Origin of the sequence: Oryzomicrobium sp. (assembly GCF_021287045.1) — a bacterium.
Lineage (GTDB): Bacteria > Pseudomonadota > Gammaproteobacteria > Burkholderiales > Rhodocyclaceae > Oryzomicrobium.
The window spans coordinates 14,686-36,407 of sequence record NZ_JAJTBG010000018.1 but is presented as its reverse complement, the minus strand read 5'-3'; the positions used below and the strand labels follow the sequence as shown (position 1 = coordinate 36,407).

Below are 21,722 nucleotides of genomic sequence, written 5' to 3'. Positions count from 1 at the left end.
CTGGCAACTAAAGGCTTGCGGCGGCCACTAAGCTGATTGCATGGGGCAACTCGTACCGGGTTTCAGTGCCGGAAAACTCCGCCCCAGCCGACTTCGGCGATCCGAGGCAATTTTTTGGCAGATCGGCGCTCTTATATTGCAACCAGCCACGAAAAAGAGTGAGTACGGCCATGCACCCCAAATTCCTGACGGCTCGCATAACCGAAGAAAACAAAAATGAGCTCAAGAAAAGCGGGCTCATGGCCAAGGCGCTGGAAACCTACATCGCCGAGGCGACGATCGAGACCATCATTGGAGCCCTGAAAGCCCGCTTCGAGGCGGGTCATGCCATCGACGAGGACATCAAGCAGACCTCGTTCCTGATCGACCCCGCGGTCTGCGACAAGCTCGACGAATTCGCCGCGCGCACGGGCCTGTCCTGCGACCTCATCGTCCGGCTCATCATCGAGAGCCATCAGACGGATTAACTTTCCACCTTACGCGCCGGCCGGCTCGCGTCCCGGCGCCGCCACACGGTTGGCCAGGGCGACGAAAGCTTCCAGGGTCAGGTCCTCGGCCCGGGCCTGGGGGTCGATGCCCACGGCGTCCAGGTCGGCGGGGCCGCACACCGGCTTGAGGGTGTTGCGCACCATCTTGCGCCGCTGGGAAAAGGCGGCGGTCACCACCCGGTCGAACACCGCCCAGTCGGCCAGGGGCAGCAGCGCCGCCAGGGGCTTGGGGGTGAGCCGCACCACCGCCGAATCCACCTTGGGCGGCGGATCGAAGGATTCCGGCGGCACGTCGATCAGCCACTCCAGGTCGAAGCGGTACTGGAGCATCACCGAAAGGCGGCCCCGGTCGCTGTCGCCCGGGCCGGCCACCATGCGCTCGACCACTTCCTTTTGCAGCATGAAGTGCATGTCGCGCACGGACTCGGCGGCCTCGGCCAGGTGGAAGAGCAGCGGCGTCGAGATGTTGTAGGGCAGGTTGCCGACGATGCGCAGGGAGCCGGGGGCCGGGGCCAGGCTGGTGAAATCGAAGGCCAGGGCGTCGCCCTCGTGGATGGTGACCCGCTCCGGCGCATGCTTGCGCTTGAGCCGGGCGATCAGATCCCGGTCGATCTCGACCACGTGCAGGTGGTCGAGGCGCTTCAGCAGGGGCTCGGTGATGGCCCCCAGGCCGGGGCCGATCTCCACCACCGTATCGCCCTTGGCCGGGCCGATGGCGCCGACGATGTCCTCGATGAGTTGCAGGTCCACCAGGAAGTTCTGGCCGAAGCGCTTGCGCGGGATGTGTTTCATGGGCGAAGACGGCGCCTGGACGGCGCCGCCGGAAATCGGGATTGAGGAGTCAGCCGGCCCGGGAGAGGGCGGCCATGCGGCAGGCTTCGTCGACGGCGGTGAACAGGCTGCCCGGATCGGCCTGGCCGGTACCGGCCAGGGACAGGGCAGTGCCGTGGTCCACCGAGGTGCGGATCACCGGCAGCCCCAGGGTGACGTTGATACCCTGGCCAAAGGTGGCGTACTTGAGCACGGCTAGGCCCTGGTCGTGGTACATGGCCAGCACTGCGTCTCCCTTCGCCAGCACCGGGGGGGTGAACAGGGTATCGGCGGGCAGGGGGCCGATCAGCTCGATGCCCTCGCCGCGCAGCGCGTCCAGGGTCGGGGCGATCACTTCGATCTCCTCCCGCCCCAGATGGCCGTCCTCCCCGGCGTGGGGATTGAGGCCGGTGACCAGGATGCGCGGCCGGGCCAGGCCGTACTTGCGCTTGAGGTCGGCGTCGAGAATGGTGACGACCTCGCGCAGCAGGGCCGGAGTGATGGCGCCCGGCACGTCCTTGAGCGGCAGGTGGGTGGTGGCCAGGGCGACGCGCAGGGGACGACGGGCCTCGCCCTCGCCCACGTCGCCGGCGAGCATCATCACCACCCGGGGGGTGGCGGTGTGCTCGGCCAGGTATTCGGTGTGGCCGGTGAACGGCACGCCGGCATCGTTGATCACGCCCTTGTGCACCGGGGCGGTGACCATGGCGGCGAACTCGCCGGAGACGCAGCCGGCCAGCGCCCGGTCGAGCAGGGCCAGCACGTAGGCGCCGTTGCGCGCATCGAGGGTGCCTGCTTCCGACGGAGCGGCCAGGGGCACGTGCAACACTTCCAGGCTGCCCGGGAAGGGCGCCCGGCCGGCCGGCTGGGCTGGGTCGTAGTCGCGGATCGCCACCACCTGGCCGGTGGCCCGGGCCCGGGCGGCGATCAGGTCCCGGTCGCCGAGCACCACCAGCCGGGCTGGAAAGCGCTCCTGGGCGAGCCGGGCGCACAGCTCGGGGCCGATGCCGGCCGGCTCGCCGCTGGTGACGGCGATCAGGGGGGCGGAGGCCGCGGCGCCGGAAGACATCAGTCGCCGCTCCCCAGGCGGATCTCGACGTAGGCGCGGTCGCGGATCTGGCGCAGCCAGTCCTGGTAGGCGTCGTCCACACGGCGCTCGCGCAGGGTCTGGCGGGCGATGGCGCGGCGGCGCTCATCGGACACGTCCTGGACGCGGCGTTCCTGGACCTGGATCAGGTGCCAGCCGAAGGGGCTGCGCACCGGGTCGCTGATCTTGCCGGGGGGCAGCTCGTTCATGGCCTTCTCGAACTCGGGCACCGTGTCGCCCGGGTAGATCCAGCCCAGATCGCCGCCCTTGGCGGCGGAACCGTCCTGGGAGTAGAGGCGGGCCATCTCGGCGAAGGTGGCGCCGCCCTTCTCCAGGCGCTCCTTGACCGCCGCCAGCTTGCGCCGGGCTTCGTCTTCGGAAACCACTTCGTTCACCCGGATCAGGATGTGGCGCACCCGGGTCTGCTCCACCGGTGGCAGCTGGACGCCGCCGCCCTTCTTGGCGATCAGCTTGATCACGTGGAAGCCCGCCGGGCTGCGCAGCACGCCGCTGGCCTGGCCCGGGCTGAGCTGGGCGGCGGCCTGGGCAAAGATGGCGGGCAGGCGGTCCGGGGTACGGAAACCCAGGTCGCCGCCGGTGAGGGCATCCGGCGCGTCGGAGTAGGAGGCCGCCAGCTGGGCGAAGTCATCGCCCTTGGCAGCGCGCTCGGCGGCCTGGGCGGCCTTGGCCTGGAGCTTTTGCAGGGCTTCCGGGCTGGCACCCTCGGGGGAGCGGACCAGGATGTGGGCGATCTGCCATTCCTCGCCGCTGGCGGGGCCGCCTTGCTGCTCGCCGGCCAGGAAGTTGTCCACCTCGCCGTCGGAAATGGTGATGCGGTTGTCCACCTCCCGCTCGCGCAGCCGGGAGATGGTGATCTCGCTGCGAATTTCCTCGCGGAAGCGGGGATAGGGCACCCCGTCCTTTTCCAGCATGGCGCGGAAGTCCTGCACCGACACCTTGTTGTTGGCGGCGATGCGGCCGATGGCCTGGTCCAGGTCGGCGTCGGAGACCCGCACCCCGGAATCCTTGGCCAGTTGCAGCTGCACCCGGTCCATCACCAGCCGTTCGAGCATCTGCCGCTCCAGCTCTTCCCGCGGCGGCAAGGTGGTGCCGCGGCTCTTCAACTGGGCCAGGGCGAGGTCAAGGCGCTGGCGCAGGTCGCTGGCGGTGATCACCTCGTCGTTGACCACGGCCACGATGCGGTCGGCTTCCTTGGGCTCGTTGCGGGGCGCGGCCGAGGCGCCGGACGACAGCAGGGGGGCGCAGGCCAGCAGCGCCAACACGGCCAGCCGGCCGGCCTGACGGATACGGAAAGGGGCGGACAGCAGGGAAATCATAGGGCGTCTTGAGAGGCAGGAACGGGAACGGAACCATCGGACGGCAGCACGCGCGAATAGCCGGGAACGTTGCGCCGCAGGATGGTGAGGGGGTTGGAACCGATGCTAGCGAAGTCGGACAGCTCGAGCTGGAAGAAGAACGCGCGCACCGGGGTGGCAGACGTCACCGCCAGTTGCTGCACCACGCCCCGGGCGACCCAGCAGCCGCCGTTGTACTCCACGCCGCCGACACCTTCAAGCAGGCGCTTGTCCAGGGTCGAGTAGTTGTAGCGCCCCACCCCGTACCAGCGCCCGCCCAGGGGCCACTGGCCGGCCACGTCAACCTGGCGGATCGAGGTGTCGAAGGGAGCCACCGTGTCCCGGCTGATCCGGTAGGCGACCTGCAACAGCTTGCCGCTTTCCGGCCGGTAGCGCAGCTGGGTGGAGAAGCGCTCGGTACGGGAATCCCGGGGGTTGTACTGCCAGCCCAGGTCCGCGGTGGTGTTGGGCGCCACCTGGCCGTTGACGGCGAACAGCCAGTCGGCGCGCCGGGCGGTGGACGGGGAGTCCCCCGGATTGAGGGTGACCTTCTGGTCGCTGAAGTAGAAGCGCTGCCCCACCATGGCCTTGATCACCTCGGCCCCGCTGTCGGGACGGATCAGGCGGGAGGAGACGGCGGCGGTGAGCTGGTTGGCGTCCCCGACCCGATCGCCGCCGGTAAAGCGGTTCTCGGTGAAGATCTGGGCAAAGTTGATGTCCGGCGCCGAGGTATCGAACAAGGGGGTATTGCTCTGGTCCTTGTAGGGGATGCGCACGTAGAACAGCCGGGGCTCCAGGGTCTGGGTGAAGCCGGTGCCGCGGAAGGACGTGTCCCGCTCGAACACTGCCCCGCCGTCCAGGCTGAACACCGGGATCGCCCGGGATACGGAGGAGTCGCCCGTGGTCTGCTGCCGGTTGAGGCTGTAGGAGGCCATGTTCAGGCCCACCTTGGGGGTGAGGAACAGGCCGCTGGTCTGCAACGGCAGGGCCAGGGTCGGGTAGGCATAGAAGCGCTTGCCCTCGTCCAGGGTCGGATGGCGGAAATCTGAATAGGAGCCAGTGAAGGCGAAGTCGGTGGAATAGAAATCCGGGCGCCGCGCCGTCAGGGTGATCTGGGGCTCCAGGGAGTAAGGCTTGGCCACCGGCGCCGTGGGGTCAGGCTGCAGGGTCTGGTAGCTCTGCACCGCGGCAGTCGCCGCCCACCACCCGCCCGAATAGGTCAGCAGGCCGCGGCGCAGCAGCTGGGTCTGGGAGGTAATGGCGAAACGGCTGGCCAGATCCGTGAAGTAGGTATCGTCGGAAGCCCCCTGCAAATCCAGCCGGCCGGTCAGGCCGTTGCCAAAATTCTGGAAGTGCATCAGGTTGTAGGAATGCCGGCTGGTGCCTTTGAGGCTGTCGTCGGGCATGTACTCCGCCTGCAGTTCGCCGCTATAGCTCGGCGTCAGGTAGCGGAAATCGCCATTGACCATCATGCCGCGCTTGGACACTAGGCGCGGGGTGATCATGGCATCGTAGTTCGGCGCCAGGTTGATGTAGTAGGGCTGGGCGAAGTCGAAGCCGCTGTTCGAGGTGGCGCCAAAGGTAGGCGCCAGGAAGCCCGACTTGCGCTGATTGTTGAGGCCGAAGGACATCAGGGGCGCGTACAGGAAGGGCACGTCCTTGAAGTACAGCACGGCGTTACGCCCTTCCCCTTCCTCCCGCTCGTAGTCCAGGCCCAGGTCGCCGATGCGGCCGTACCAGTCCGGATTGGGGCCCTGGCAAGTGGAGAAGGTGGCGTTCTCCAGCCGGTACTGGTCCTCGCCCTCGAACAGGATGCGCTCGGCCGAGCCCTGCATCACCGTGTTGCGACGGATCTCACCGTTGCGCGGCACGCCCGGAATGGGAATGGCGTAGGGGTTGTTGTCCTTGATCACCCGCTGCTGGCGGAAGACATAGTCGGGCGTGGTAAAGAAGCCCACCTGGGAATCGACCTGCAAGTGCATCAGCGGACCGCTCACCGTGCCGGTGGGGCCGGCCAGGACCACGTTGCCCTCGGCATCCACCTCGTCGGCCACATGCTGGTAGGTCATCCGGTCGGCGGTGACGGTCTTGTTGTAGCGGCGCAGTTCCGCGTTGCCCTCGGCCACGGTCACCACGTCGGTCTGGCCGGACAGGCGGTCGGCCAGCAGGAAGGTGGGCAGCGGCCCCTTGGGCTCCGGCATGGCGCCCAGCCGGGGCGTCGGCGCCAGGCGCAGGCCGGGCATGGTGTCCGTCGGAGCGGGGGCGGGAGCGGCGTTGTCGGTGGCCGCTCCGCTGCCGGCACCGGAGCGCGGCGCCGGCGCCGGGGCCGGACGCGTGGCAGGCGCGGCAGCGGGCGCCGGCGCACTGGCCGCGGGCAGCGGCGTCACCTCTGGCGTCGTTACCGGGCGCACCTCGGCGGCGGAAGACGGGGAAGAGGCCGCCGGCGCACCGGACGGATTGGAGGGCGGCGTCAGGCCGAGGAGGCTCGGATCGACGGCGAAGGGCGCCAGGGGCGCCCCATGGGCGAGCCCCGCCACTCCGGCGCACAGGCAGAGGGCAAGCGGGGTCAGGCGGAAAGGGAAAGTGGTTGGGCGCATCGGGTCGGCCGTGGTCAGCCCGGATGGTAAAATCGTCGCATTCTAGCACCATACCGGCGCTGCCCCGACGCCCGCGCCGCCTGGAAACGCCAGCACTGCGCCGGCGCCCTGCGCACCGCCCGGCCCCTTGCCCGACCATCCCCGCCCGCTCTTCTCCGCCGACCATCGCCCATGTCCCGCCTCGACGACCTCTCCACCTGGCTGACCCACGTCCTCGGCCAGCCCGCCCCGACCCTGGTGCCGGCCTCCGCCGACGCCAGCTTCCGCCGCTACTTCCGCATCGCCCTGCCCGACGGCGCCACCCGCATCGTCATGGACGCGCCGCCGCCCCAGGAGGATTGCCGCCCCTTCGTGCACGTCGCCGGGCTGATCCGGGACGCCGGCCTGACCGCCCCCGAAGTGCTCGCCCAGGACCTGGAGCGGGGCTTCCTGCTGCTCACCGACCTGGGCGGCGCCACCTACCTGGAGCACTTCGCCACCTTCGATTTCGCCCCGGCCCAGGCCGATCCGTACATGCGCGAGGCCATCACCGCCCTGGTGCGCTGGCAGGGGGCTTCCCGGGAGGGCGTGCTGCCCGCCTACGACGAGGCACTGCTGCGCCGCGAACTGGGCCTCTTTCCCGAATGGTTCGTCGCCCGCCACCTGGGCCACACCCTGAGCGATGCCGAGCAGGCCGTGCTGGCCAAGACCTGCGATCTGCTGGTGGCGTCCGCCCTGGCCCAGCCCAAGGTGTATGTGCACCGCGACTACATGCCGCGCAACCTGATGGTGGCCCCCCTGGGCGGCAACGGCCCCGGCATTCTGGACTTCCAGGATGCGGTCTACGGCCCGATCACCTACGACGTGGCCTCCCTGTTCCGCGACGCCTTCCTGTCCTGGGAAGAAGAGCAGGTCATCGACTGGACCGTGCGCTACTGGGACGAAGCCCGCCGCGCCGGCCTGCCGGTGAGCGAGGCCTTCAACCACGACTTCGGCGAGTTCTACCGAGCCTTCGAGTGGATGGGCCTGCAACGCCACCTCAAGGTGCTGGGCATCTTCTGCCGCCTCAACTACCGGGACGGCAAGGAGAAGTACCTCACCGACCTGCCCCGCTTCCTCGGCTACGCCCGCCGCGTCGCCGAGCGCTACATCGCCCTGAAACCCTTCCTGCGCCTGCTCGACACCCTGGAGAACCACCAGGACAAGGTCGGCTACACCTTCTAACGCCGCCCCATGTCCGCTCCCGCGCTCAAGGCCATGATCCTCGCCGCCGGCCGCGGCGAGCGCATGCGCCCTCTCACCGACACCTGCCCCAAACCCCTGCTGGAGGCCGGCGGCAAGCCCCTGATCGTCTGGCACCTGGAACGGCTGGCCGCTGCCGGCATCCGCGAGGTGGTCATCAACCATGCCCACCTGGGCCGGCTGATCGAGCAGCGGCTGGGCAACGGGCGTGAGTGGGGACTCACCCTGGCCTACTCCGCCGAACCACCCGGCGCCCTGGAAACTGCCGGCGGCATCGCCCGGGCGCTGCCGCTGCTGGGGGATGCCCCGTTCCTGGTGGTGAACGGCGACGTCTATTGCGACTGGGACCTGGCCCGCACCCCGGCCCTGGCCGCCCGGCTGGCGGCGGCAAGCAGCACCGGTACCACGCTTGCGGGCGAACACGCCCCCGCGCCCCGGGATCGCTCCGGCGCCCTGGGCGAACTGGCCCACCTGGTGCTGGTACCCAACCCCCCCCACCACCCGGAGGGCGATTTCGTCCTCGATACCGCCTCGCAAAAGGTCCGCGCCAGTCCTAGGGTTCCAGGAGAGCAGGCGCTCACCTATGCCGGCATCGGCCTCTATCATCCGGCCCTGTTCGCCGGGCTGGACGGCCAGACCCCGGCCAAGCTCGCCCCCCTGCTGCGCGCCGCCATGGCCGAGGGGCGCATCAGCGGCGAGCAGCACGCCGGCCGCTGGGAAGACGTGGGCACCCCGGAACGTCTGGCCGCCCTGGATGCCGAACTCCGTGCGGGTCGCTCCGCCTGAACGGCAGCACTGGCCCCACGCATTCATCCAGAACCGCCCCCACGGCCGACTTGCGGCCCTCAGGCGATGCCGAGCCCCCGGCCCCAATCCACTTCCGCCTTCCCCGCGCCCGCCGCAGGGGACGATAATCGCGCCATGAACGCTCCTCTCCACGCCGCCCTGCCCCCCCTCGATCCCGCCCCCCTGGCCACGCCCTTCGACCCAGCCCCCTTCGTCGCCCGGCGCCGCCGCCTGCTCGAACGCATGGCCGCAACCGGCGGCGGCGTGGCGGTGGTGCCCACCGCGCCGGAAAAGCTGCGCAACCGGGACACCCACTACCCCTACCGGGCCGACAGCTACTTCTGGTACCTGACCGGCTTCGGCGAACCCGAGGCGGTGCTGGTGCTGGTGGCCGATCCGGCCCACCCGGAGGGCGGGCGCAGCCTGCTGTTCTGCCGCGAGAAGAATGAGGAACGGGAAATCTGGGACGGCTATCGCCACGGCCCGGCCGCCGCCCAGGGCGCCTTCGCTGTGGACGAGGCCCACCCCATCGGCGAACTGGACGCCCAACTGCCCGACCTGCTCGGCGACCAGCCGGCCCTGTGGCACACCCTCGGCGTGGACAGTTACTGGGACGAGCGCCTGGCCGCTGCCATCAACACCGTGCGCACCCGCAGCCGGGCCGGCACCCGCGCTCCGGGCGAGATCCGCGACCTGCGCCAGGTGCTCGACGCCCTGCGCCTGGTCAAGGACGCCAGCGAACTGGCCCTGATGCAGCGCGCCGCCGACATCGCCAGTCTGGCCCACCGCCGCGCCATGGCGCGCACCCGGCCGGGCCTCGCGGAATTCCAGATCGAGGCCGAGCTGTTCCACGACTTCCGCCTGCGCGGGGCCGACGGCCACTCCTACCCGCCCATCGTCGCCGGAGGCAAGAACGCCTGTGTGCTGCACTACGTCGAGAACAACGCCATCCTCAAGGACGGCGATCTGCTGCTGATCGACGCCGGCTGCGAAGTGGCCGGCTACGCTTCGGACATCACCCGCACCTACCCGGTGAACGGCCGCTTCTCCCCAGCCCAGAAGGACGTCTACGAAATCGTGCTCGCCTCCCAGCTGGCCGCCATCGACACCATCAAGCCCGGCGCCACCTTCCAGGACCCCCACGCCGCCGCCCTGCGGGTGCTCACCCAGGGGTTGGTGGATCTCAAGCTGCTGTCCGGCGACATCGACGGCCTGATCGAGAGCGAGGCCTACAAGCCCTGGTACATGCACCGCACCGGCCACTGGCTGGGCCTGGACGTGCACGACGCCGGCGACTACAAGCGCCCGGTGGAAGGCGGCGGCAGCGACTGGATGCCCTTGGAACCGGGCATGGTGCTGACCGTGGAGCCGGGCCTGTACATCCGCCCGGCGGACAAGGTGCCCGAGGCCCTGTGGAACATCGGCATCCGCATCGAGGACGACGTGGCCGTCACCGCCGCCGGCTGCCACGTGCTCACCAGCCCGCCCAAGACCGTGGCCGAGATCGAGGAGGTGATGGCCCATGGCTGACACCCGCCTCACCCCTGCCGCCACCGCCGCTGCGAGCGACGCACTGCACGCCGACATCCTGATTTCCGGCGCCGGCCCGGTGGGCCTGACCCTGGCGCTGGCCCTGGCCCGCCGCGGCCAGCCCAGCCTGCTGGTGGACGCCCGCCCCCGGGACGCCTCCCGGGCCGATCCCCGGGCCCTGGCCCTGTCCCACGGCACCCGCCAGCTGCTCGAACAGCTCGGCGCCTGGCCGGCACGGGCCGCCACGCCGATCACCACCATCCACGTCTCCCAGCGCGGCGGCTTCGGCCGCACCGAGATGACCGCCGCCGAGGAAGGGGTTCCCGCCCTCGGCTACGTGGTGCGCTACGGCGACCTGTGGACGGCCCTGGCCGCCCGGGCCGAACAGGAAGGCCTGGCCTGGCGCGACACCACCCGGGTCGCCGACCACGGCAGCGTGGCCGACGGCCAGCGCCGCCTCGCCCTGCACCGCGACGGCCAGCTGCCCCTGCCCTGCACCACCCGCCTGCTGGTGCACGCCGAGGGCACGCCCTACGACGACCCGGCGGTATCGGTGAAGGACTACGGCCAGCACGCGGTGCTCGCCGAGGTGAGCACCGCCCAGCCCCACGGCAACCGGGCCTGGGAACGCTTCACCCCGGACGGCCCCCTGGCCCTGCTGCCCCTGGAAGACAAACTGGCGGTGGTGTTCACCGTGCCGCCGGACAAGGCCGAGCGCCTGCTCGCCCTGGACGACGCGGCCTTCGTCGCGGCGTTGCAGGCCCAGTTTGGCCGCCGCCTCGCCTTCACCGCCGCCGGCCCCCGGGCCAGCTTTCCCCTGGCCCTGCGCCTGCGCGGTGCCCTGGCGGGGGAGCGGGAAGTGTGGATCGGCAATACCGCCCAGACCCTGCACCCGGTGTCCGGCCAGGGCTTCAACCTGGGCCTGCGCGACGCCTGGGAACTGGCCGAGGCCCTGACGCCCCACGGCCTGGCCGTCCGGGACCCGGGGGAAGCCCGGACGCTGGCGGCCTACGCCGCCGCCCGCCAGATCGACCGGCGCGGCAGCGCCGTGTTCACCGACGGCATCGTGCGCCTCTTCTCCAACGACGCCGCCCCGCTGCGCATCGCCCGGGGCCTGGGCCTGCTCGCCCTGGACCTGGTGCCGCCGGCCCGCCACTTCGTCGCCCGGCGCATGATCTGGGGTGCCCGGGGCTGGTGAGGCGGGCGCCAATAGCGGGCCGTTCCGCCCCGGCCTTGCGTCCGGCGTCGGCGTTGTGCCGGCGCGGCGGAACGACTTGCGGTAAATCAAGGGCGTCTCCCGCCGGCAGCCGGGGGGCCAAAACCCCGGTGCTATAATCGGCGCCGCTTTCCCTGCATTCCTCGCACTTCTCCCGGCTTCCCGCCCCGATTTTTCCCCATGCGGCTTTACACCCTCGGCATCAACCACCACACCGCCCCCGTCTCGGTGCGCGAACAGGTGGCGTTCGGCGCCGACAAGCTGCCCCAGGCCCTGGCCAGCCTGGCGGGCGGCCCGGCCCGGGAGGCGGCGATCCTGTCGACCTGCAACCGCACCGAGGTGTATTGCGCGGCGGAAACCCCGGAGGACGCCGCCCGCTGGCTGGCCGACTTCCACCGCCTGCCGATCGACCGCATCACCCCCTACCTGTACACCCTGCCCGAGCGGGAAGCGGTGCGCCACGCCTTCCGCGTCGCCTCCGGCCTCGACTCCATGGTCATCGGCGAGCCCCAGATCCTCGGCCAGATGAAGGATGCGGTGCGCGCCGCCGAAGAGGCCGGCACCCTGGGAACCCTGCTCAACAAGCTGTTCCAGCGTTCCTTCGCGGTGGCCAAGGAAGTGCGCACCACCACCGCCATCGGCGCCAACATCGTCTCCATGGCCGCCGCCGCGGTGCACCTGGCCGGACGCATCTTCGATTCCATCTCCAACCAGCGCATCCTGTTCATCGGCGCCGGCGAGATGATCGAGCTAACCGCCACCCACTTCGCCGCCCAGGCCCCCAAGGCCATCACCATCACCAACCGCACCGTGGAGCGGGGCCAGGCCCTGGCCGCCCGCTTCGACGGCCGAGCGATCCGCCTCGAAGATTTGGCCGAGGCCCTGCCCCAGCACGACATCGTCGTCTCGTGCACCGCCGCGCCCCTGCCGATCATCGGGCTGGGCCTGGCCGAGCGGGCGATCAAGGCACGCCGCCACAAGCCCATGTTCATGGTGGACCTGGCGGTACCCCGGGACATCGAACCCGAGGTCGGCGAACTCGACGACGTCTTCCTGTACACCGTGGACGACCTCTCCCAGGTGGTGGCGTCCGGCATGGAGGCCCGCCAGGCCGCCGTGGTGGAAGCCGAGGCAATCATCGACGCCCGGGTCGAGCACTTCCTGCACTGGATCGAGCAGCGCCACTCGGTACCCACCATCCGCGCCCTGCGCGACTCCGCCGAGCGCATGCGCCGCCATGAGGTCGAGCACGCCATGAAGCTGCTGGCCAAGGGCGAAGCCCCGGAAAAGGTCCTGGAAGCCCTCTCCCAGCGCCTCACCAACAAGTTCCTCCACGCCCCGACCCAGGCGCTCAACCAGGCCGCCGCCCAGCCCGAGCAGGACGTGAACCTGCACGCCGCCGTGCAGCGCCTGTTCCATCTGCACCAGGGCGACTGACGGCCCTTCCCCGGCGGGCGCCGCCGCGCCCCGCTCATCCGTTCTTCTTCAGCCGCACCCGCTCTGCCAAGCCGTAATGGCTGAAATGCCCTGCCCGCGCCGCCCGGGCGCGGCCTTCCCGAATCAGGGTGGCGCTCTTGCCCGGTGCAGCGGGGAGCGACACGCATTTTTCCAGGCGCCCGCTGCCACAGAGCGGACAGACAGGGGCCCGGCCAGCGCGCACCAGGGCCTCGAAGGCGGCGGCGCAGTCCTGGCAGCGGAAATCGTGGAGGGGCATGATGGCAGCCTCGGCAAAGGGCAATGTCGCAATGTGCGAGCGCAGAGTGTCGCAGGCCAGACATTTCCGATCAGGCGACCCCGCCCTGTGTCGGCAATCCGACGCGCCCCGCGCGTTTCAGGGACCCGGCGGTCCCGTTACCCTGCCATAGCAAAAAGGATTCCCACCCACGACCGGGGATGCCATGACCAACGACGACCTGACCTGGCTGCTCGACCGCCTCGGGCCCCTGGGGCACATCACCGCCCGGCGCATGTTCGGTAGCCGCGGGCTGTACTGCGACGGGGTGTTCTTCGCCATCTACGCCGACGGCCAGTTCTACCTCAAGGCCGACGACGTCAACCGGGACGACTTCACCCGGCTCGGCCTCACGCCCCTGACCTTTCAGGCGCCGTCCGGCCGCATCCAGGTGCTGCCCTACTATCCCCTGCCCGACGAGGCGGCCGACGACGATACGGCCCTGTGGCGCTGGTGCCGCGGCGCCATTGCCGCCGGCCTGCGCTGCGGGCGGGCAACGCCGGGCAAACACGGCCGACGTCGCACCGCTGCGCCCGGCCCTGCGTAAAGGCCCGCCGCCCCGCGGCGGCCCCCGGCAAAATCAGAGGGCGCGCCCGTCGAAGTGGGTGACGGGCAGGGCAGCAATGTCCACGTCCTCCAGGCAGCGCACGTTGATCGCCGCCACGGCCCGGCCGCCCGGGTCGGTGCCCTCGCCGAAGGGGTGGATGCCGCACACCGGGCAAAAGCGGTGGCGGATGCGCTCCTTGCCGAAGGTGTAGGTCGCCAGGTTCTCGTCCGGCGTCAGCAGGCGCAACTGGTCCCGCGATACAAACCAGAGCAGGGCGCCCTTGCGCGAGCAGATCGAACAGTTGCAATCGGCCACCTGGGCCAGCTCGCCCTCCACCTCGAAGGCAGTGCGGCCACAGTGGCAGCTTCCCTTGTAGATCATGGCCCGGCTCCTTTTCTGGACAAACGGTGAAAACGCAGCGGTACGGGCAAACCGGTCCGCCCGTGCAAAAGCCTAATCTACCCCGCCCAGCCGGGCAAAAGCCGGGGCCCTTGGACGATGGCGAAGCCCAGGGCTGAGACGTTGAGCACCACGGTGACCCAGAACTGGGCGAGGAACGCCGCCTTGCGATGCTTGTGGCGGAACAGGGCCTGGCCCAGCAGCGCCCCCGGCCAGCCGCCGAGCAGGGCCAGCAGGTGCAGGCTGTTTTCCGACCAGCGCCATTCCCGCTGCACCGCCGCCAGCTTGTCCGCGCCGTAGGCGATGAAGGTCACCCCGCTGAGGCCGGCCAGGATCAGGCCTGCCGCAGCGCTCAATTGGCCGCTGCGCACCAGCCAGACCCCGGCCGACAGCGCGGCCACGCCCAGGATCGCCCGCCCCCACAAAGCCCCCTGGCCGGGCTCGTCGGCCGCGCGGCTGTCCCGTCCATCTCGCGGGCCACGGCGTGCAGCGCTGGAGCGTGGCGAGGCCCCGGCCAGGGCCACGTCCTCGGCCCGGTAGCGCCCGGCGCCATCCCGCGCCAGCCGGTAGGACACCTTGGTTCCCGGCACCGGCTGCGCGTCCCGGCCGGCAAAGGCCCGGGCATGGACGAACACGTCGTCGCCGCCCCCGTCCGGGGCGATGAAACCGAAGCCCCGGGCCTCGACCCAGCGCACGATCGTTCCCTGCGGCATCGCTTCCCCCTGTCATGTCGCCTCATGGATTCCGGCCGGCATCCTACCCCAGGGTGGGAGGAACGGACCGGAGCAAGTAAACTCCGCCCCCATGAAATCCAGCATCCGCGAAAAACTCGACACCCTCGCCCGGCGCCTGGCCGAGGTGGACGCCCTGCTCTCCTCGGAAAACGCCGCCGCCGACCTGGACCAGTTCCGCAAGCTCTCCCGGGAGCGGGCCGAGCTGGAGCCGGTGGTGACCCGCTACCAGGCCTACCGCCAGGCCGAGGCCGACATGGCCGACGCCGAGGCCATGCTCGCCGACCCGGACATGAAGGCCCTGGCCCAGGAGGAACTGGCCGCCGCCAAGGAAAAGCTGCCCGGGATCGAGCTGGACCTGCAAAAGCTGCTGCTGCCCCGGGACCCCAACGACGACCGCAACATCGTGCTGGAAATCCGCGCCGGCACCGGCGGCGACGAGTCGGCCCTGTTCGCCGGCGACCTGTTCCGCATGTACTCCCGCTACGCCGAGCGCAACCGCTGGCAGCTGGAGGTGCTGTCCGCCTCCGAGTCGGACCTGGGCGGCTACAAGGAAGTGATCTGCCGCATCATCGGCAACGGCGCCTATTCCCGGCTCAAGTTCGAATCCGGCGGCCACCGCGTCCAGCGCGTGCCCGAGACCGAGACCCAGGGGCGCATCCACACCTCGGCCTGCACCGTGGCGGTGATGCCCGAGGCCGACGACGTGTCCGACGTGGACATGAACCCGGCCGACCTCAAGATCGACACCTACCGGGCCTCCGGCGCCGGCGGCCAGCACGTGAACAAGACCGAATCGGCGGTGCGCATCACCCACCTGCCCACCGGCACCGTGGCCGAGTGCCAGGACGGCCGCTCCCAGCACCAGAACCGGGAATCGGCGATGCGCGTGCTGGTGGCGCGCATCAAGGACGCCCAGATCCGCGCCGCCCAGGCCAAGGAGGCGGCCACGCGCAAGAGCCTGATCGGTTCCGGCGACCGCTCCGAGCGCATCCGCACCTACAACTTCCCGCAAGGGCGCATCACCGACCACCGCATCAACCTGACCCTGTACAAGATCGCCGCGATCATGGACGGCGATCTGGACGAAATGGTCGGCGCCCTGGCCAACGAGCACCAGGCCGAACTGCTGGCCAGCCTGGCCGAGCAGGAATGAGCGACGGGGCCGGCACCCCGCCCCTCGCCCGGGCCCAGGCCTGGCGCGACGCCAGCGCCCGCATCCCCCGGCTGGAGGCGCGGCTGCTGCTGGAGCACGTCTGCGCCATCAGCCACGCCGAACTGCTCACCCGGCCCGACACGCCGCTCACACCCGAGGAAGCCGCCGCCTACGCCGCCCTGGTGGCGCGCCGCGCCGCGGGCGAGCCCCTGGCCTACCTGACCGGCCACGCCCCCTTCCGTGGCCTGGACCTGACGGTCACCCCGGACGTGCTGATTCCCCGGGACGACACGGAAGTGCTGGTGGATCGGGCGCTCCAGGCCATCGCCGCCTGGCAGCAAGGCGGGGCGCGGCTCTCCGGGCAGGCAGCGGCAAACCCCGCGCCAGTCCTTGATCTCCAGGCAGCCCCACCGTCACCGCCCTCCGACCAGCCCCTCCAGGTGCTCGACCTGGGCACCGGCAGCGGCGCCATCGCCCTGGCCCTGGCCCACGAGGCCGGCCCCGCCGTGGCGGTCACCGCCGTGGACCGTTCCCCCGCCGCCCTGGCGGTGGCCGAGGGCAACGCCCGGCGTCTCGGTCTGGCGGTGCGCTTCGTCCTCTCCGACTGGTTTTCCGCCCTGGCCGGCGAACGCTTCCACCTCATCGCCGGCAACCCGCCCTACGTGGCCGAGGGGGACCCGCACCTGGAAGGCGACGGCCTGCCCTTCGAACCGCGCGGTGCGCTCACCGATGGCGTGGCCGGCGGCGACGGCGGGGCCTGCCTGCGCGCCATCGTGGCTGCCGCCCTGGCCCACCTGCATCCCGGCGGCTGGCTGCTGCTGGAGCACGGCTACGACCAGGGCCCCCTGTGCCGCGACCTGCTCGGCGCCGCCGGCTTCGCCCAGGTCGCCACCTGGACCGACCTGGCCGGCCTGGACCGGGTCAGCGGCGGCATCTGGGCCGGCGGCACCAGAAGCGCAGCGGCCTGATGCGGCCCCGGATTTGATCGGCGTTACGCCGGCCACCGCCGCCCTCGGCTAGAATTTGCCGCCCGGGACGGAACCCTGGCGGTTCCCTTTCCGTCCAACAACAGCTTTAGCCTCACCCCCTAGGAGAAACCAGCATGACCGTCGATACCGGCGCCCACGTGGACCCCACCAGTCCCGCCATCCAGGACCTCATCCGCGAACAGGTCACCGGCCACCCCGTGGTGCTCTACATGAAGGGCACCCCCCAGTTCCCCATGTGCGGCTTTTCCGGCACCGTGGTGCAAATCCTGAAGGCCTGCGGCGTGAAGGACATCTTCAGCGTCAACGTGCTGGAGCACCCGGCCATCCGCGAAGGCGTCAAGGTCTACGCCAACTGGCCGACCCTGCCCCAGCTGTACGTGAACGGCGAGTTCGTCGGCGGCTGCGACATCGCCCGGGAGATGTACCAGAACGGCGAACTGCAGCAACTGCTGGGCGGCAACGCCCAGGGCTGATCCCCTTCGCATCCCAGCCGCAACGCAACGCCTCAGGAGCGCCCACCGGGCGCTCCTGTCGTTTTTGCCCCCGCGCATTGCCCGGCGGTGCCCGACCGGCCTACCATCGTCCTTGTCGACCACTCGCCAAGGAATTCCCATGCGGATCGCTGCTGCCGCCGCCCAGGCCCTCGCCCGGGAAAGCCTCGCCGCCCTGGGCTGCGCCCCCGGCGTCGCGGCCACCGTCGCCGAGCACATGATCGCCGCCGACCTGGTGGGCTACTTCAGCCACGGTTTCTCCATGCTGCCCACCTACGCCAAGACCGCCCGGGAAGGCGGCGTGGACGTGCAGGCTGAAGGGATCGAGCTGTCCCGCGTCGGCGCCCTGTCGGTGTGGGACGGCCAGATGGCCTTCGGCCACGTGGCCGTCAAGCGCGCCGCCGAGGCCGGCATCGAGATCGCCCGACAGTTCGGCGTCGCCGCCGTGGCGGTGCGCCGCAGCTACCACTGCGCCCGGGTCGGCTACTACGTGGAGCTGGCGGCCCAGGCCGGGCTGGCCGCCATCGTCATGACCAACGTGGTGGACATCGACCCCAACGTGGTGCCCTACGGCGGCCGGGACCCACGCCTCACCACCAACCCCATCGCCATGGGCGTGCCGCGCCCCGACGGCCAGCCGCCGGTGGTGCTCGACTTCGCCACCTCGGCCATGGCCCTGAACAAGATCCGGGTGGCCCACGCCCGGGGCGAACAGCTGCCCCCGGGCGTCCTGGTGGACGCCGCCGGCAATCCGACCCTGGACCCGGGCGCCCTGTTCACCACGCCGCCGGGCGCCATCCTGCCCTTCGGCGGCAGCCAGAGCGGCCACAAGGGCTACGCCCTGGCGGTGATGATCGAACTGCTGGCCGGCGGCGGCATCGAACGGGGCCTGCCGCCGGACGCGCCCCGGGTCATCACCAACAACACCCTGATGATCCTGGTGGACCCCCACAAGCTGGGGGGCGACGCCTTCGAGGAGCACGTACGCAACGCCTGCGCCTGGATCGTCGATTCCCGCCCCCTGGACCCCGGCCGCCCGGTGGTGCTGCCCGGCGAGCTGGAGGCCGCCCGGTGCGCCGAACAGCTGGAACAGGGCATCGACTACGGCGACAAGGTCTGGGCCCAGATCACCGCCGCCGCCCGGGAACTGGGCGTGCCCGACGCACTCATACCTCCCCCCCTTGATGCTTGATTGCCGCACCATGTCCCGCCCCCTCCCTGCCGCCCCCGCCCACGTCGCCCCTCCCGTTCCCATGAACGCCCGGCCGCGCCGCCCCGCCCTCCTCCGCTCCCTGCTACTCGCCGTCCTGCTGGCCGGCTGCGCCACTGCCGCCCACTACAGCGGCCACGGCCTGGCGCCGGGCCAGGCCCGGGAGGCCGACGTGCGCGCGGCCATGGGCGAACCGGCCCTGGCCTTCGACGACGCCGGCGGCCGGGTGCTGCTCTATCCCCGGGGGCCCGAGGGCTTCCACACCTTCCGCGTCACCCTGGACGGCAGCGGCCGGCTGGTGGGCATCGAAAACGTGCTGGAACCGAAGGGTTTCGCCCGGGTGAAGGTGGACGACGACCGGGAGACGGTGCGCCGCACCCTGGGACCGCCCCGGGAGGTGACCTTCTATGACCGGCGCAACGAAGAAGTATGGGAATGGCGCTTCTGCGACGACTACGACGAGGCGGCCCGCTTCTACGCCATCTTCGACCGGACCAGCGGCCGGGTGAAGAGCACCGGCCAGCTCACCGAAACCCAGGCGGGGCGGGGCAACCGGCGGGTCATCTGCTCGCGCTGAACCCGGCGCCAGGCACCGCCGCCAGGGGGGTGCGCACCGCGCGCCTCAGCACCCCCAGCGCCCATTGCGGGCACCGCGGGGTTCCGCTGAATCTCAACGCCCGGCGGTGATACGCCCCTGCAATTCCGGCGCCGCCAGCACCTGGGAAAAGGGCAGCACCTGCCCGCCCCGGGCGGCGGCGAAGCGCTCCGCCGCCTCCTGGCTGGCGAAGGCCGGCAGCCCCGGGTCCCCCATGGGGCCGGCCAGGCTGGAGCCGAGCACCACCAGGGCCGTCTCGCCGGGCAGCCAGGCGCCGCTGTCGTAGTCGGTCAGGTACAGGTCGGCCACATCCTCCCGACGCCGGGCGGGGGTGTAGCGCTCGATCCGCCCCAGGTAGCGGAACAGGCTGGCGGCCGAATCGAAGGCGGCGTAGCCCTGGTCGTGGAACACCGCCTGGGCGCGCCACTTGGCGAAGCGCGCCGGGTACATGCCGCATACCGGGCAACGGTCGTCGGCGGTCACCACGTGGGGCGGGAAGGGGCGCTGCTGCAACGGGTCGAGCCAGTGCGGCGCCATCTTCGCCAAGCCTCCGGCGAGAAAGCCCACCACCAGCGCCAACCCCAGGGTACGCAGGGGGATCAGCCACCAGCCGCGCCGGGCGGCGCGGGCGCCAGCCGGTGTGGTTTCCAGCGGCGGCGGCGGAGTGACGGGGGCGCTGGCCATGGGATGTTCAGGCGAGGCCGCCGCCCAGCAGGGGATCGTCGGCCAAGGCCCGCACCAGGGCTTCCAGGTTGTCCAGGGACGGCTCGCCGGGCACGGTGACCGGTGCCGGGCCGACGCTGCCGTCGGGCCGGTGCAGGTGGGCCTTGGCCGCGCCCAGGGCCGGGTCCGCCGGCCGAGGGGCCGTGTCCAGGCACAGCTCGGCGTCGCCCCAGGTCCAGCGGTAGGCATAGGCGTCCGGGCCGGCCCAGCGGGCTTCCAGGCGCACCCCGCCCTCGATGTGGATCACCAGGGCGTCCTGCTTCACCGCCACCGGCTGCTCCAGGCATTCGCCGCAGCGCTCTTCCAGGGGCTCGGCCACTTCCAGCAGCCACACCGCCGCCGGGGCGTCGCTGCCCAGCATCTCGTCCGCCGCCAGGGGGGCTCCGTTGAGGGCCAGGGTGCGGGCTTTCAGGTCGGCGCGCACCGCCTCCTGGGTGGCGGCCAGGGTCAGGGCCGACAGGTAGCTTTCGTAGCCCGGGTGCTCGGCCACGCCGCCGGCCTGGATCGTCGCCAGCAGGGCGGCTTCGTCGGCGGCGCCGTGAGCGGCCAGCAGTTGCTGGCGGTTCTCGCGCAGTTCGTAGAGGAGCTTGGCCAACTGTTCCAGGGCCAGGGCTTCGTCGGGGGCGAGACCTTCGTAGAAGACGTGCATCGTGGTGTGTCCTTTGCGTGCGGTGGTGGCGCCGATCACATGCGCTTGTCGTGGAGGGCGCCGCCGTCCAGGACCACCATTTCCGGCGTCACCTGGTCGAAGCGCAGCACGGTGCCGCCGTTCTTGGCGGCGAAGGCCTGGGCGTCGGCCTCCTGGGCGAAGGAGGCCAGGGTGGCGCCCATGGAGCCGCGCTTCTTGCTGTCCTTGACGTAGAAGGCGGCCTTGGCGTCGATCCAGTGGCCTTGCGGCGCGTCCCAGTCGGTCTGGGCCATGTCCTGGACGTAGAGGGCGCGCACCCGCTTCTGCTGTTCCGGCTTGAGGTAGAGGGAGAACATCTCCACCGTGTCGCAGAAGAAGTCCGGCTTGTCGGCGCCGGCGTAGTGGATCTGGGCCTTGGGGCCGGGGAAGTCGGCGAGCAGCATGCCGTCCAGGGCGCAGGAGGTGTCCCGGGACAGTTCCACCGGAACGCTCGGCCCGGATGCGCTTTGGCCGCAGCCGGCCAGCAGCGCCACCAGGGCGGCGGCGGCCAGGCCGGCCAGGGGCCCGGCGCCGAGGGCCGGGCGGGCAATGGAAACGAAGGGAATCACGGCTTGAATCTCCACATGGCCACGCCCAGGGGCGCGGCGATCCAGGCGGCCATCACCGCGCAGAGCAGGGCGGGATGGGACAGGGCGGGGGGAAAGACGGTGGCCAGCCCGTACAGGGTGCGCACTTCGTCGAGGGAAAAGACGTTGAGCACCCGGAACACGTCGGCCGGGTTGAGCAGCAGCAGGTAGGGGAAGGCGTCGCCGCCGAACTGGCCGCCGCTCACCACCAGGATGCCCAGGATGAGCAGATCGAAGATGAGGACGAAGAAGAACCACAGGGCGATGGCCAGGCCCGAGGCCCGGGTGCGGTCCAAGGCCAGCACCGAGACCATCACCGCCAGGGAGAGAAAGGCCATGCCGAGCAGGATGGCGCTGCCCATGAAGCCGGCGTAGTGGATGAGGGCCGCGACGTTGAGCTGGGGCGAGAGGATCAGCCCCACCAGGCCGAAGCCGGCCACCGACGAGAAGGTGAGCGCCCCGGCCAGGCCCAGGTACTTGCCGAGGATGACCTCGACCCGGGTTACCGGCAGGGTCAGCAGCAGGTCCAGGGAGCCCCGCTCCTTCTCGCCGACGATGGCGTCGAAGCCGAGCATCAGGGCGATCAGGGGGATCAGGTAGATGACCAGGCTGACCAGGGAGGCGATGGTCAGGTCGATGGAGCGGAAGCCGACGCTGCCCTGCTGGGCGGTGCCGAAGTAGGCGATCGACAGGGCGAAAACGGTGAACACCAGGGCCACCGCCAGCACCCAGCGGTTGCGGATGCGGTCCCAGAATTCCTTGCCGGCGATGACGGCGATGGGGTGCAGATCGAGCATGGCCATGG

Annotated in this window: 23 protein-coding genes; 12 read left to right on the top strand and 11 right to left on the bottom strand. The window is 70.8% G+C overall.

Annotated elements, in window-relative coordinates; translation table 11 throughout:
- The first annotated feature begins 170 nt into the window (after positions 1 to 170).
- On the top strand, positions 171 to 467 hold the full coding sequence (locus LWW89_RS16210) for a hypothetical protein (protein ID WP_293266036.1): 297 nt from the start codon (positions 171 to 173) through the stop codon (positions 465 to 467).
- A 9-nt stretch (positions 468 to 476) separates the two neighbouring features.
- On the opposite strand, the gene rsmA is transcribed toward LWW89_RS16210, so the two are convergent.
- Genes rsmA through LWW89_RS16190 form a run of 4 tightly spaced genes read right to left on the bottom strand, consistent with a single transcriptional unit; the run spans position 477 to position 6,337 of the window.
- Entirely contained in the window at positions 477 to 1,280 is an 804-nt protein-coding gene (rsmA, locus tag LWW89_RS16205; protein WP_293266034.1) for a 16S rRNA (adenine(1518)-N(6)/adenine(1519)-N(6))-dimethyltransferase RsmA, read from the bottom strand.
- Between the two features lie 49 nt (positions 1,281 to 1,329).
- Complete coding sequence (gene pdxA, locus LWW89_RS16200) at positions 1,330 to 2,367, bottom strand: 4-hydroxythreonine-4-phosphate dehydrogenase PdxA (protein ID WP_293266032.1); 1,038 nt, start codon at positions 2,365 to 2,367, stop codon at positions 1,330 to 1,332.
- A complete protein-coding gene (locus LWW89_RS16195) occupies positions 2,367 to 3,722 on the bottom strand; it encodes a peptidylprolyl isomerase (RefSeq protein ID WP_293266030.1) in 1,356 nt (451 codons plus the stop codon). The genes pdxA and LWW89_RS16195 overlap by 1 nt, the downstream gene beginning before the upstream one ends.
- Positions 3,719 to 6,337, bottom strand: coding sequence for an LPS-assembly protein LptD (locus tag LWW89_RS16190; protein ID WP_293266028.1), 2,619 nt, complete (start codon positions 6,335 to 6,337; stop codon positions 3,719 to 3,721). Before LWW89_RS16190 ends, LWW89_RS16195 begins: the two co-directional genes overlap by 4 nt.
- Before the next feature lie 171 nt (positions 6,338 to 6,508).
- Between LWW89_RS16190 and LWW89_RS16185 the strand changes: the two genes are divergently transcribed.
- The 5 genes from LWW89_RS16185 (at position 6,509) to hemA (ending at position 12,527) form a co-directional block, all read left to right on the top strand.
- On the top strand, positions 6,509 to 7,540 hold the full coding sequence (locus tag LWW89_RS16185; RefSeq protein ID WP_293266026.1) for a phosphotransferase: 1,032 nt from the start codon (positions 6,509 to 6,511) through the stop codon (positions 7,538 to 7,540).
- A gap of 33 nt (positions 7,541 to 7,573) precedes the next feature.
- On the top strand, positions 7,574 to 8,344 hold the full coding sequence (gene murU, locus LWW89_RS16180; RefSeq protein ID WP_293266095.1) for an N-acetylmuramate alpha-1-phosphate uridylyltransferase MurU: 771 nt from the start codon (positions 7,574 to 7,576) through the stop codon (positions 8,342 to 8,344).
- A gap of 135 nt (positions 8,345 to 8,479) precedes the next feature.
- Complete coding sequence (locus LWW89_RS16175) at positions 8,480 to 9,874, top strand: aminopeptidase P N-terminal domain-containing protein (protein WP_293266024.1); 1,395 nt, start codon at positions 8,480 to 8,482, stop codon at positions 9,872 to 9,874.
- The gene (locus tag LWW89_RS16170) at positions 9,867 to 11,072 is read left to right on the top strand and encodes an FAD-dependent monooxygenase (RefSeq protein WP_293266022.1); all 1,206 of its coding nucleotides are present in this window, start codon (positions 9,867 to 9,869) and stop codon (positions 11,070 to 11,072) included. Before LWW89_RS16175 ends, LWW89_RS16170 begins: the two co-directional genes overlap by 8 nt.
- 198 nt (positions 11,073 to 11,270) lie before the next feature.
- Entirely contained in the window at positions 11,271 to 12,527 is a 1,257-nt protein-coding gene (gene hemA, locus LWW89_RS16165) for a glutamyl-tRNA reductase (RefSeq protein ID WP_293266021.1), read from the top strand.
- 34 nt (positions 12,528 to 12,561) lie between these two features.
- Here the strand turns inward: hemA and LWW89_RS16160 are convergent, their stop codons facing one another.
- Complete coding sequence (locus LWW89_RS16160; RefSeq protein ID WP_293266019.1) at positions 12,562 to 12,804, bottom strand: zinc ribbon domain-containing protein; 243 nt, start codon at positions 12,802 to 12,804, stop codon at positions 12,562 to 12,564.
- A 184-nt stretch (positions 12,805 to 12,988) separates the two neighbouring features.
- Between LWW89_RS16160 and LWW89_RS16155 the strand changes: the two genes are divergently transcribed.
- Positions 12,989 to 13,369 (top strand): TfoX/Sxy family protein, encoded by a 381-nt coding sequence (locus tag LWW89_RS16155; RefSeq protein ID WP_293266017.1) that lies wholly within the window; start codon positions 12,989 to 12,991, stop codon positions 13,367 to 13,369.
- Positions 13,370 to 13,402: 33 nt separating this feature from the next.
- Here the strand turns inward: LWW89_RS16155 and LWW89_RS16150 are convergent, their stop codons facing one another.
- On the bottom strand, positions 13,403 to 13,750 hold the full coding sequence (locus LWW89_RS16150; protein WP_293266015.1) for a GFA family protein: 348 nt from the start codon (positions 13,748 to 13,750) through the stop codon (positions 13,403 to 13,405).
- Positions 13,751 to 13,827: 77 nt separating this feature from the next.
- On the bottom strand, positions 13,828 to 14,481 hold the full coding sequence (locus LWW89_RS16145; protein WP_293266013.1) for a cold shock and DUF1294 domain-containing protein: 654 nt from the start codon (positions 14,479 to 14,481) through the stop codon (positions 13,828 to 13,830).
- 91 nt (positions 14,482 to 14,572) lie between these two features.
- Between LWW89_RS16145 and prfA the strand changes: the two genes are divergently transcribed.
- From prfA to LWW89_RS16120, 5 genes are all read left to right on the top strand, one after another.
- Positions 14,573 to 15,655: a peptide chain release factor 1 gene (prfA, locus tag LWW89_RS16140; protein ID WP_293266011.1), complete on the top strand. Its 1,083-nt coding sequence runs from the start codon at positions 14,573 to 14,575 to the stop codon at positions 15,653 to 15,655.
- A complete protein-coding gene (gene prmC, locus LWW89_RS16135) occupies positions 15,652 to 16,623 on the top strand; it encodes a peptide chain release factor N(5)-glutamine methyltransferase (protein WP_293266009.1) in 972 nt (323 codons plus the stop codon). Before prfA ends, prmC begins: the two co-directional genes overlap by 4 nt.
- Positions 16,624 to 16,757: 134 nt before the next feature.
- Positions 16,758 to 17,117 carry a Grx4 family monothiol glutaredoxin gene (gene grxD, locus LWW89_RS16130; protein WP_293266007.1) on the top strand — a complete coding sequence of 120 codons (360 nt, stop codon included), beginning with the start codon at positions 16,758 to 16,760 and terminating at the stop codon, positions 17,115 to 17,117.
- A gap of 139 nt (positions 17,118 to 17,256) precedes the next feature.
- Positions 17,257 to 18,327, top strand: coding sequence for an Ldh family oxidoreductase (locus LWW89_RS16125; RefSeq protein ID WP_293266005.1), 1,071 nt, complete (start codon positions 17,257 to 17,259; stop codon positions 18,325 to 18,327).
- 10 nt (positions 18,328 to 18,337) lie between these two features.
- Positions 18,338 to 18,922 carry a hypothetical protein gene (locus tag LWW89_RS16120; protein WP_293266003.1) on the top strand — a complete coding sequence of 195 codons (585 nt, stop codon included), beginning with the start codon at positions 18,338 to 18,340 and terminating at the stop codon, positions 18,920 to 18,922.
- A gap of 93 nt (positions 18,923 to 19,015) precedes the next feature.
- On the opposite strand, the gene LWW89_RS16115 is transcribed toward LWW89_RS16120, so the two are convergent.
- Genes LWW89_RS16115 through LWW89_RS16100 form a run of 4 tightly spaced genes read right to left on the bottom strand, consistent with a single transcriptional unit; the run spans position 19,016 to position 21,720 of the window.
- Positions 19,016 to 19,624 carry a nitrous oxide reductase accessory protein NosL gene (locus tag LWW89_RS16115; protein WP_293266001.1) on the bottom strand — a complete coding sequence of 203 codons (609 nt, stop codon included), beginning with the start codon at positions 19,622 to 19,624 and terminating at the stop codon, positions 19,016 to 19,018.
- A 7-nt stretch (positions 19,625 to 19,631) separates the two neighbouring features.
- The gene (locus LWW89_RS16110) at positions 19,632 to 20,312 is read right to left on the bottom strand and encodes a hypothetical protein (RefSeq protein WP_293265999.1); all 681 of its coding nucleotides are present in this window, start codon (positions 20,310 to 20,312) and stop codon (positions 19,632 to 19,634) included.
- 35 nt (positions 20,313 to 20,347) lie between these two features.
- Positions 20,348 to 20,899, bottom strand: a complete 552-nt coding sequence (locus LWW89_RS16105) for a nitrous oxide reductase accessory protein NosL (RefSeq protein ID WP_293265997.1) — start codon at positions 20,897 to 20,899, stop codon at positions 20,348 to 20,350.
- Positions 20,896 to 21,720 carry an ABC transporter permease subunit gene (locus LWW89_RS16100; protein ID WP_293265995.1) on the bottom strand — a complete coding sequence of 275 codons (825 nt, stop codon included), beginning with the start codon at positions 21,718 to 21,720 and terminating at the stop codon, positions 20,896 to 20,898. Before LWW89_RS16100 ends, LWW89_RS16105 begins: the two co-directional genes overlap by 4 nt.
- Positions 21,721 to 21,722: the final 2 nt, after the last annotated feature.

Excerpts from the sequence above, each read along its gene's own strand:
- LWW89_RS16190 (WP_293266028.1), bottom strand. The coding sequence starts at position 6,337 with ATGCGCCCAACCACTTTCCCTTTCCGCCTGACCCCGCTTGCCCTCTGC.
- LWW89_RS16210 (WP_293266036.1), top strand. The coding sequence starts at position 171 with ATGCACCCCAAATTCCTGACGGCTCGCATAACCGAAGAAAACAAAAAT.
- LWW89_RS16110 (WP_293265999.1), bottom strand. The coding sequence starts at position 20,312 with ATGCACGTCTTCTACGAAGGTCTCGCCCCCGACGAAGCCCTGGCCCTG.
- murU (WP_293266095.1), top strand. The coding sequence starts at position 7,574 with ATGATCCTCGCCGCCGGCCGCGGCGAGCGCATGCGCCCTCTCACCGAC.
- prmC (WP_293266009.1), top strand. The coding sequence starts at position 15,652 with ATGAGCGACGGGGCCGGCACCCCGCCCCTCGCCCGGGCCCAGGCCTGG.
- hemA (WP_293266021.1), top strand. The coding sequence starts at position 11,271 with ATGCGGCTTTACACCCTCGGCATCAACCACCACACCGCCCCCGTCTCG.
- grxD (WP_293266007.1), top strand. The coding sequence starts at position 16,758 with ATGACCGTCGATACCGGCGCCCACGTGGACCCCACCAGTCCCGCCATC.
- LWW89_RS16155 (WP_293266017.1), top strand. The coding sequence starts at position 12,989 with ATGACCAACGACGACCTGACCTGGCTGCTCGACCGCCTCGGGCCCCTG.
- LWW89_RS16125 (WP_293266005.1), top strand. The coding sequence starts at position 17,257 with ATGCGGATCGCTGCTGCCGCCGCCCAGGCCCTCGCCCGGGAAAGCCTC.
- LWW89_RS16175 (WP_293266024.1), top strand. The coding sequence starts at position 8,480 with ATGAACGCTCCTCTCCACGCCGCCCTGCCCCCCCTCGATCCCGCCCCC.
- LWW89_RS16185 (WP_293266026.1), top strand. The coding sequence starts at position 6,509 with ATGTCCCGCCTCGACGACCTCTCCACCTGGCTGACCCACGTCCTCGGC.
- LWW89_RS16170 (WP_293266022.1), top strand. The coding sequence starts at position 9,867 with ATGGCTGACACCCGCCTCACCCCTGCCGCCACCGCCGCTGCGAGCGAC.
- prfA (WP_293266011.1), top strand. The coding sequence starts at position 14,573 with ATGAAATCCAGCATCCGCGAAAAACTCGACACCCTCGCCCGGCGCCTG.
- LWW89_RS16150 (WP_293266015.1), bottom strand. The coding sequence starts at position 13,750 with ATGATCTACAAGGGAAGCTGCCACTGTGGCCGCACTGCCTTCGAGGTG.
- pdxA (WP_293266032.1), bottom strand. The coding sequence starts at position 2,367 with ATGTCTTCCGGCGCCGCGGCCTCCGCCCCCCTGATCGCCGTCACCAGC.
- LWW89_RS16195 (WP_293266030.1), bottom strand. The coding sequence starts at position 3,722 with ATGATTTCCCTGCTGTCCGCCCCTTTCCGTATCCGTCAGGCCGGCCGG.
- LWW89_RS16160 (WP_293266019.1), bottom strand. The coding sequence starts at position 12,804 with ATGCCCCTCCACGATTTCCGCTGCCAGGACTGCGCCGCCGCCTTCGAG.
- LWW89_RS16100 (WP_293265995.1), bottom strand. The coding sequence starts at position 21,720 with ATGGCCATGCTCGATCTGCACCCCATCGCCGTCATCGCCGGCAAGGAA.
- rsmA (WP_293266034.1), bottom strand. The coding sequence starts at position 1,280 with ATGAAACACATCCCGCGCAAGCGCTTCGGCCAGAACTTCCTGGTGGAC.
- LWW89_RS16115 (WP_293266001.1), bottom strand. The coding sequence starts at position 19,624 with ATGGCCAGCGCCCCCGTCACTCCGCCGCCGCCGCTGGAAACCACACCG.
- LWW89_RS16120 (WP_293266003.1), top strand. The coding sequence starts at position 18,338 with ATGTCCCGCCCCCTCCCTGCCGCCCCCGCCCACGTCGCCCCTCCCGTT.
- LWW89_RS16145 (WP_293266013.1), bottom strand. The coding sequence starts at position 14,481 with ATGCCGCAGGGAACGATCGTGCGCTGGGTCGAGGCCCGGGGCTTCGGT.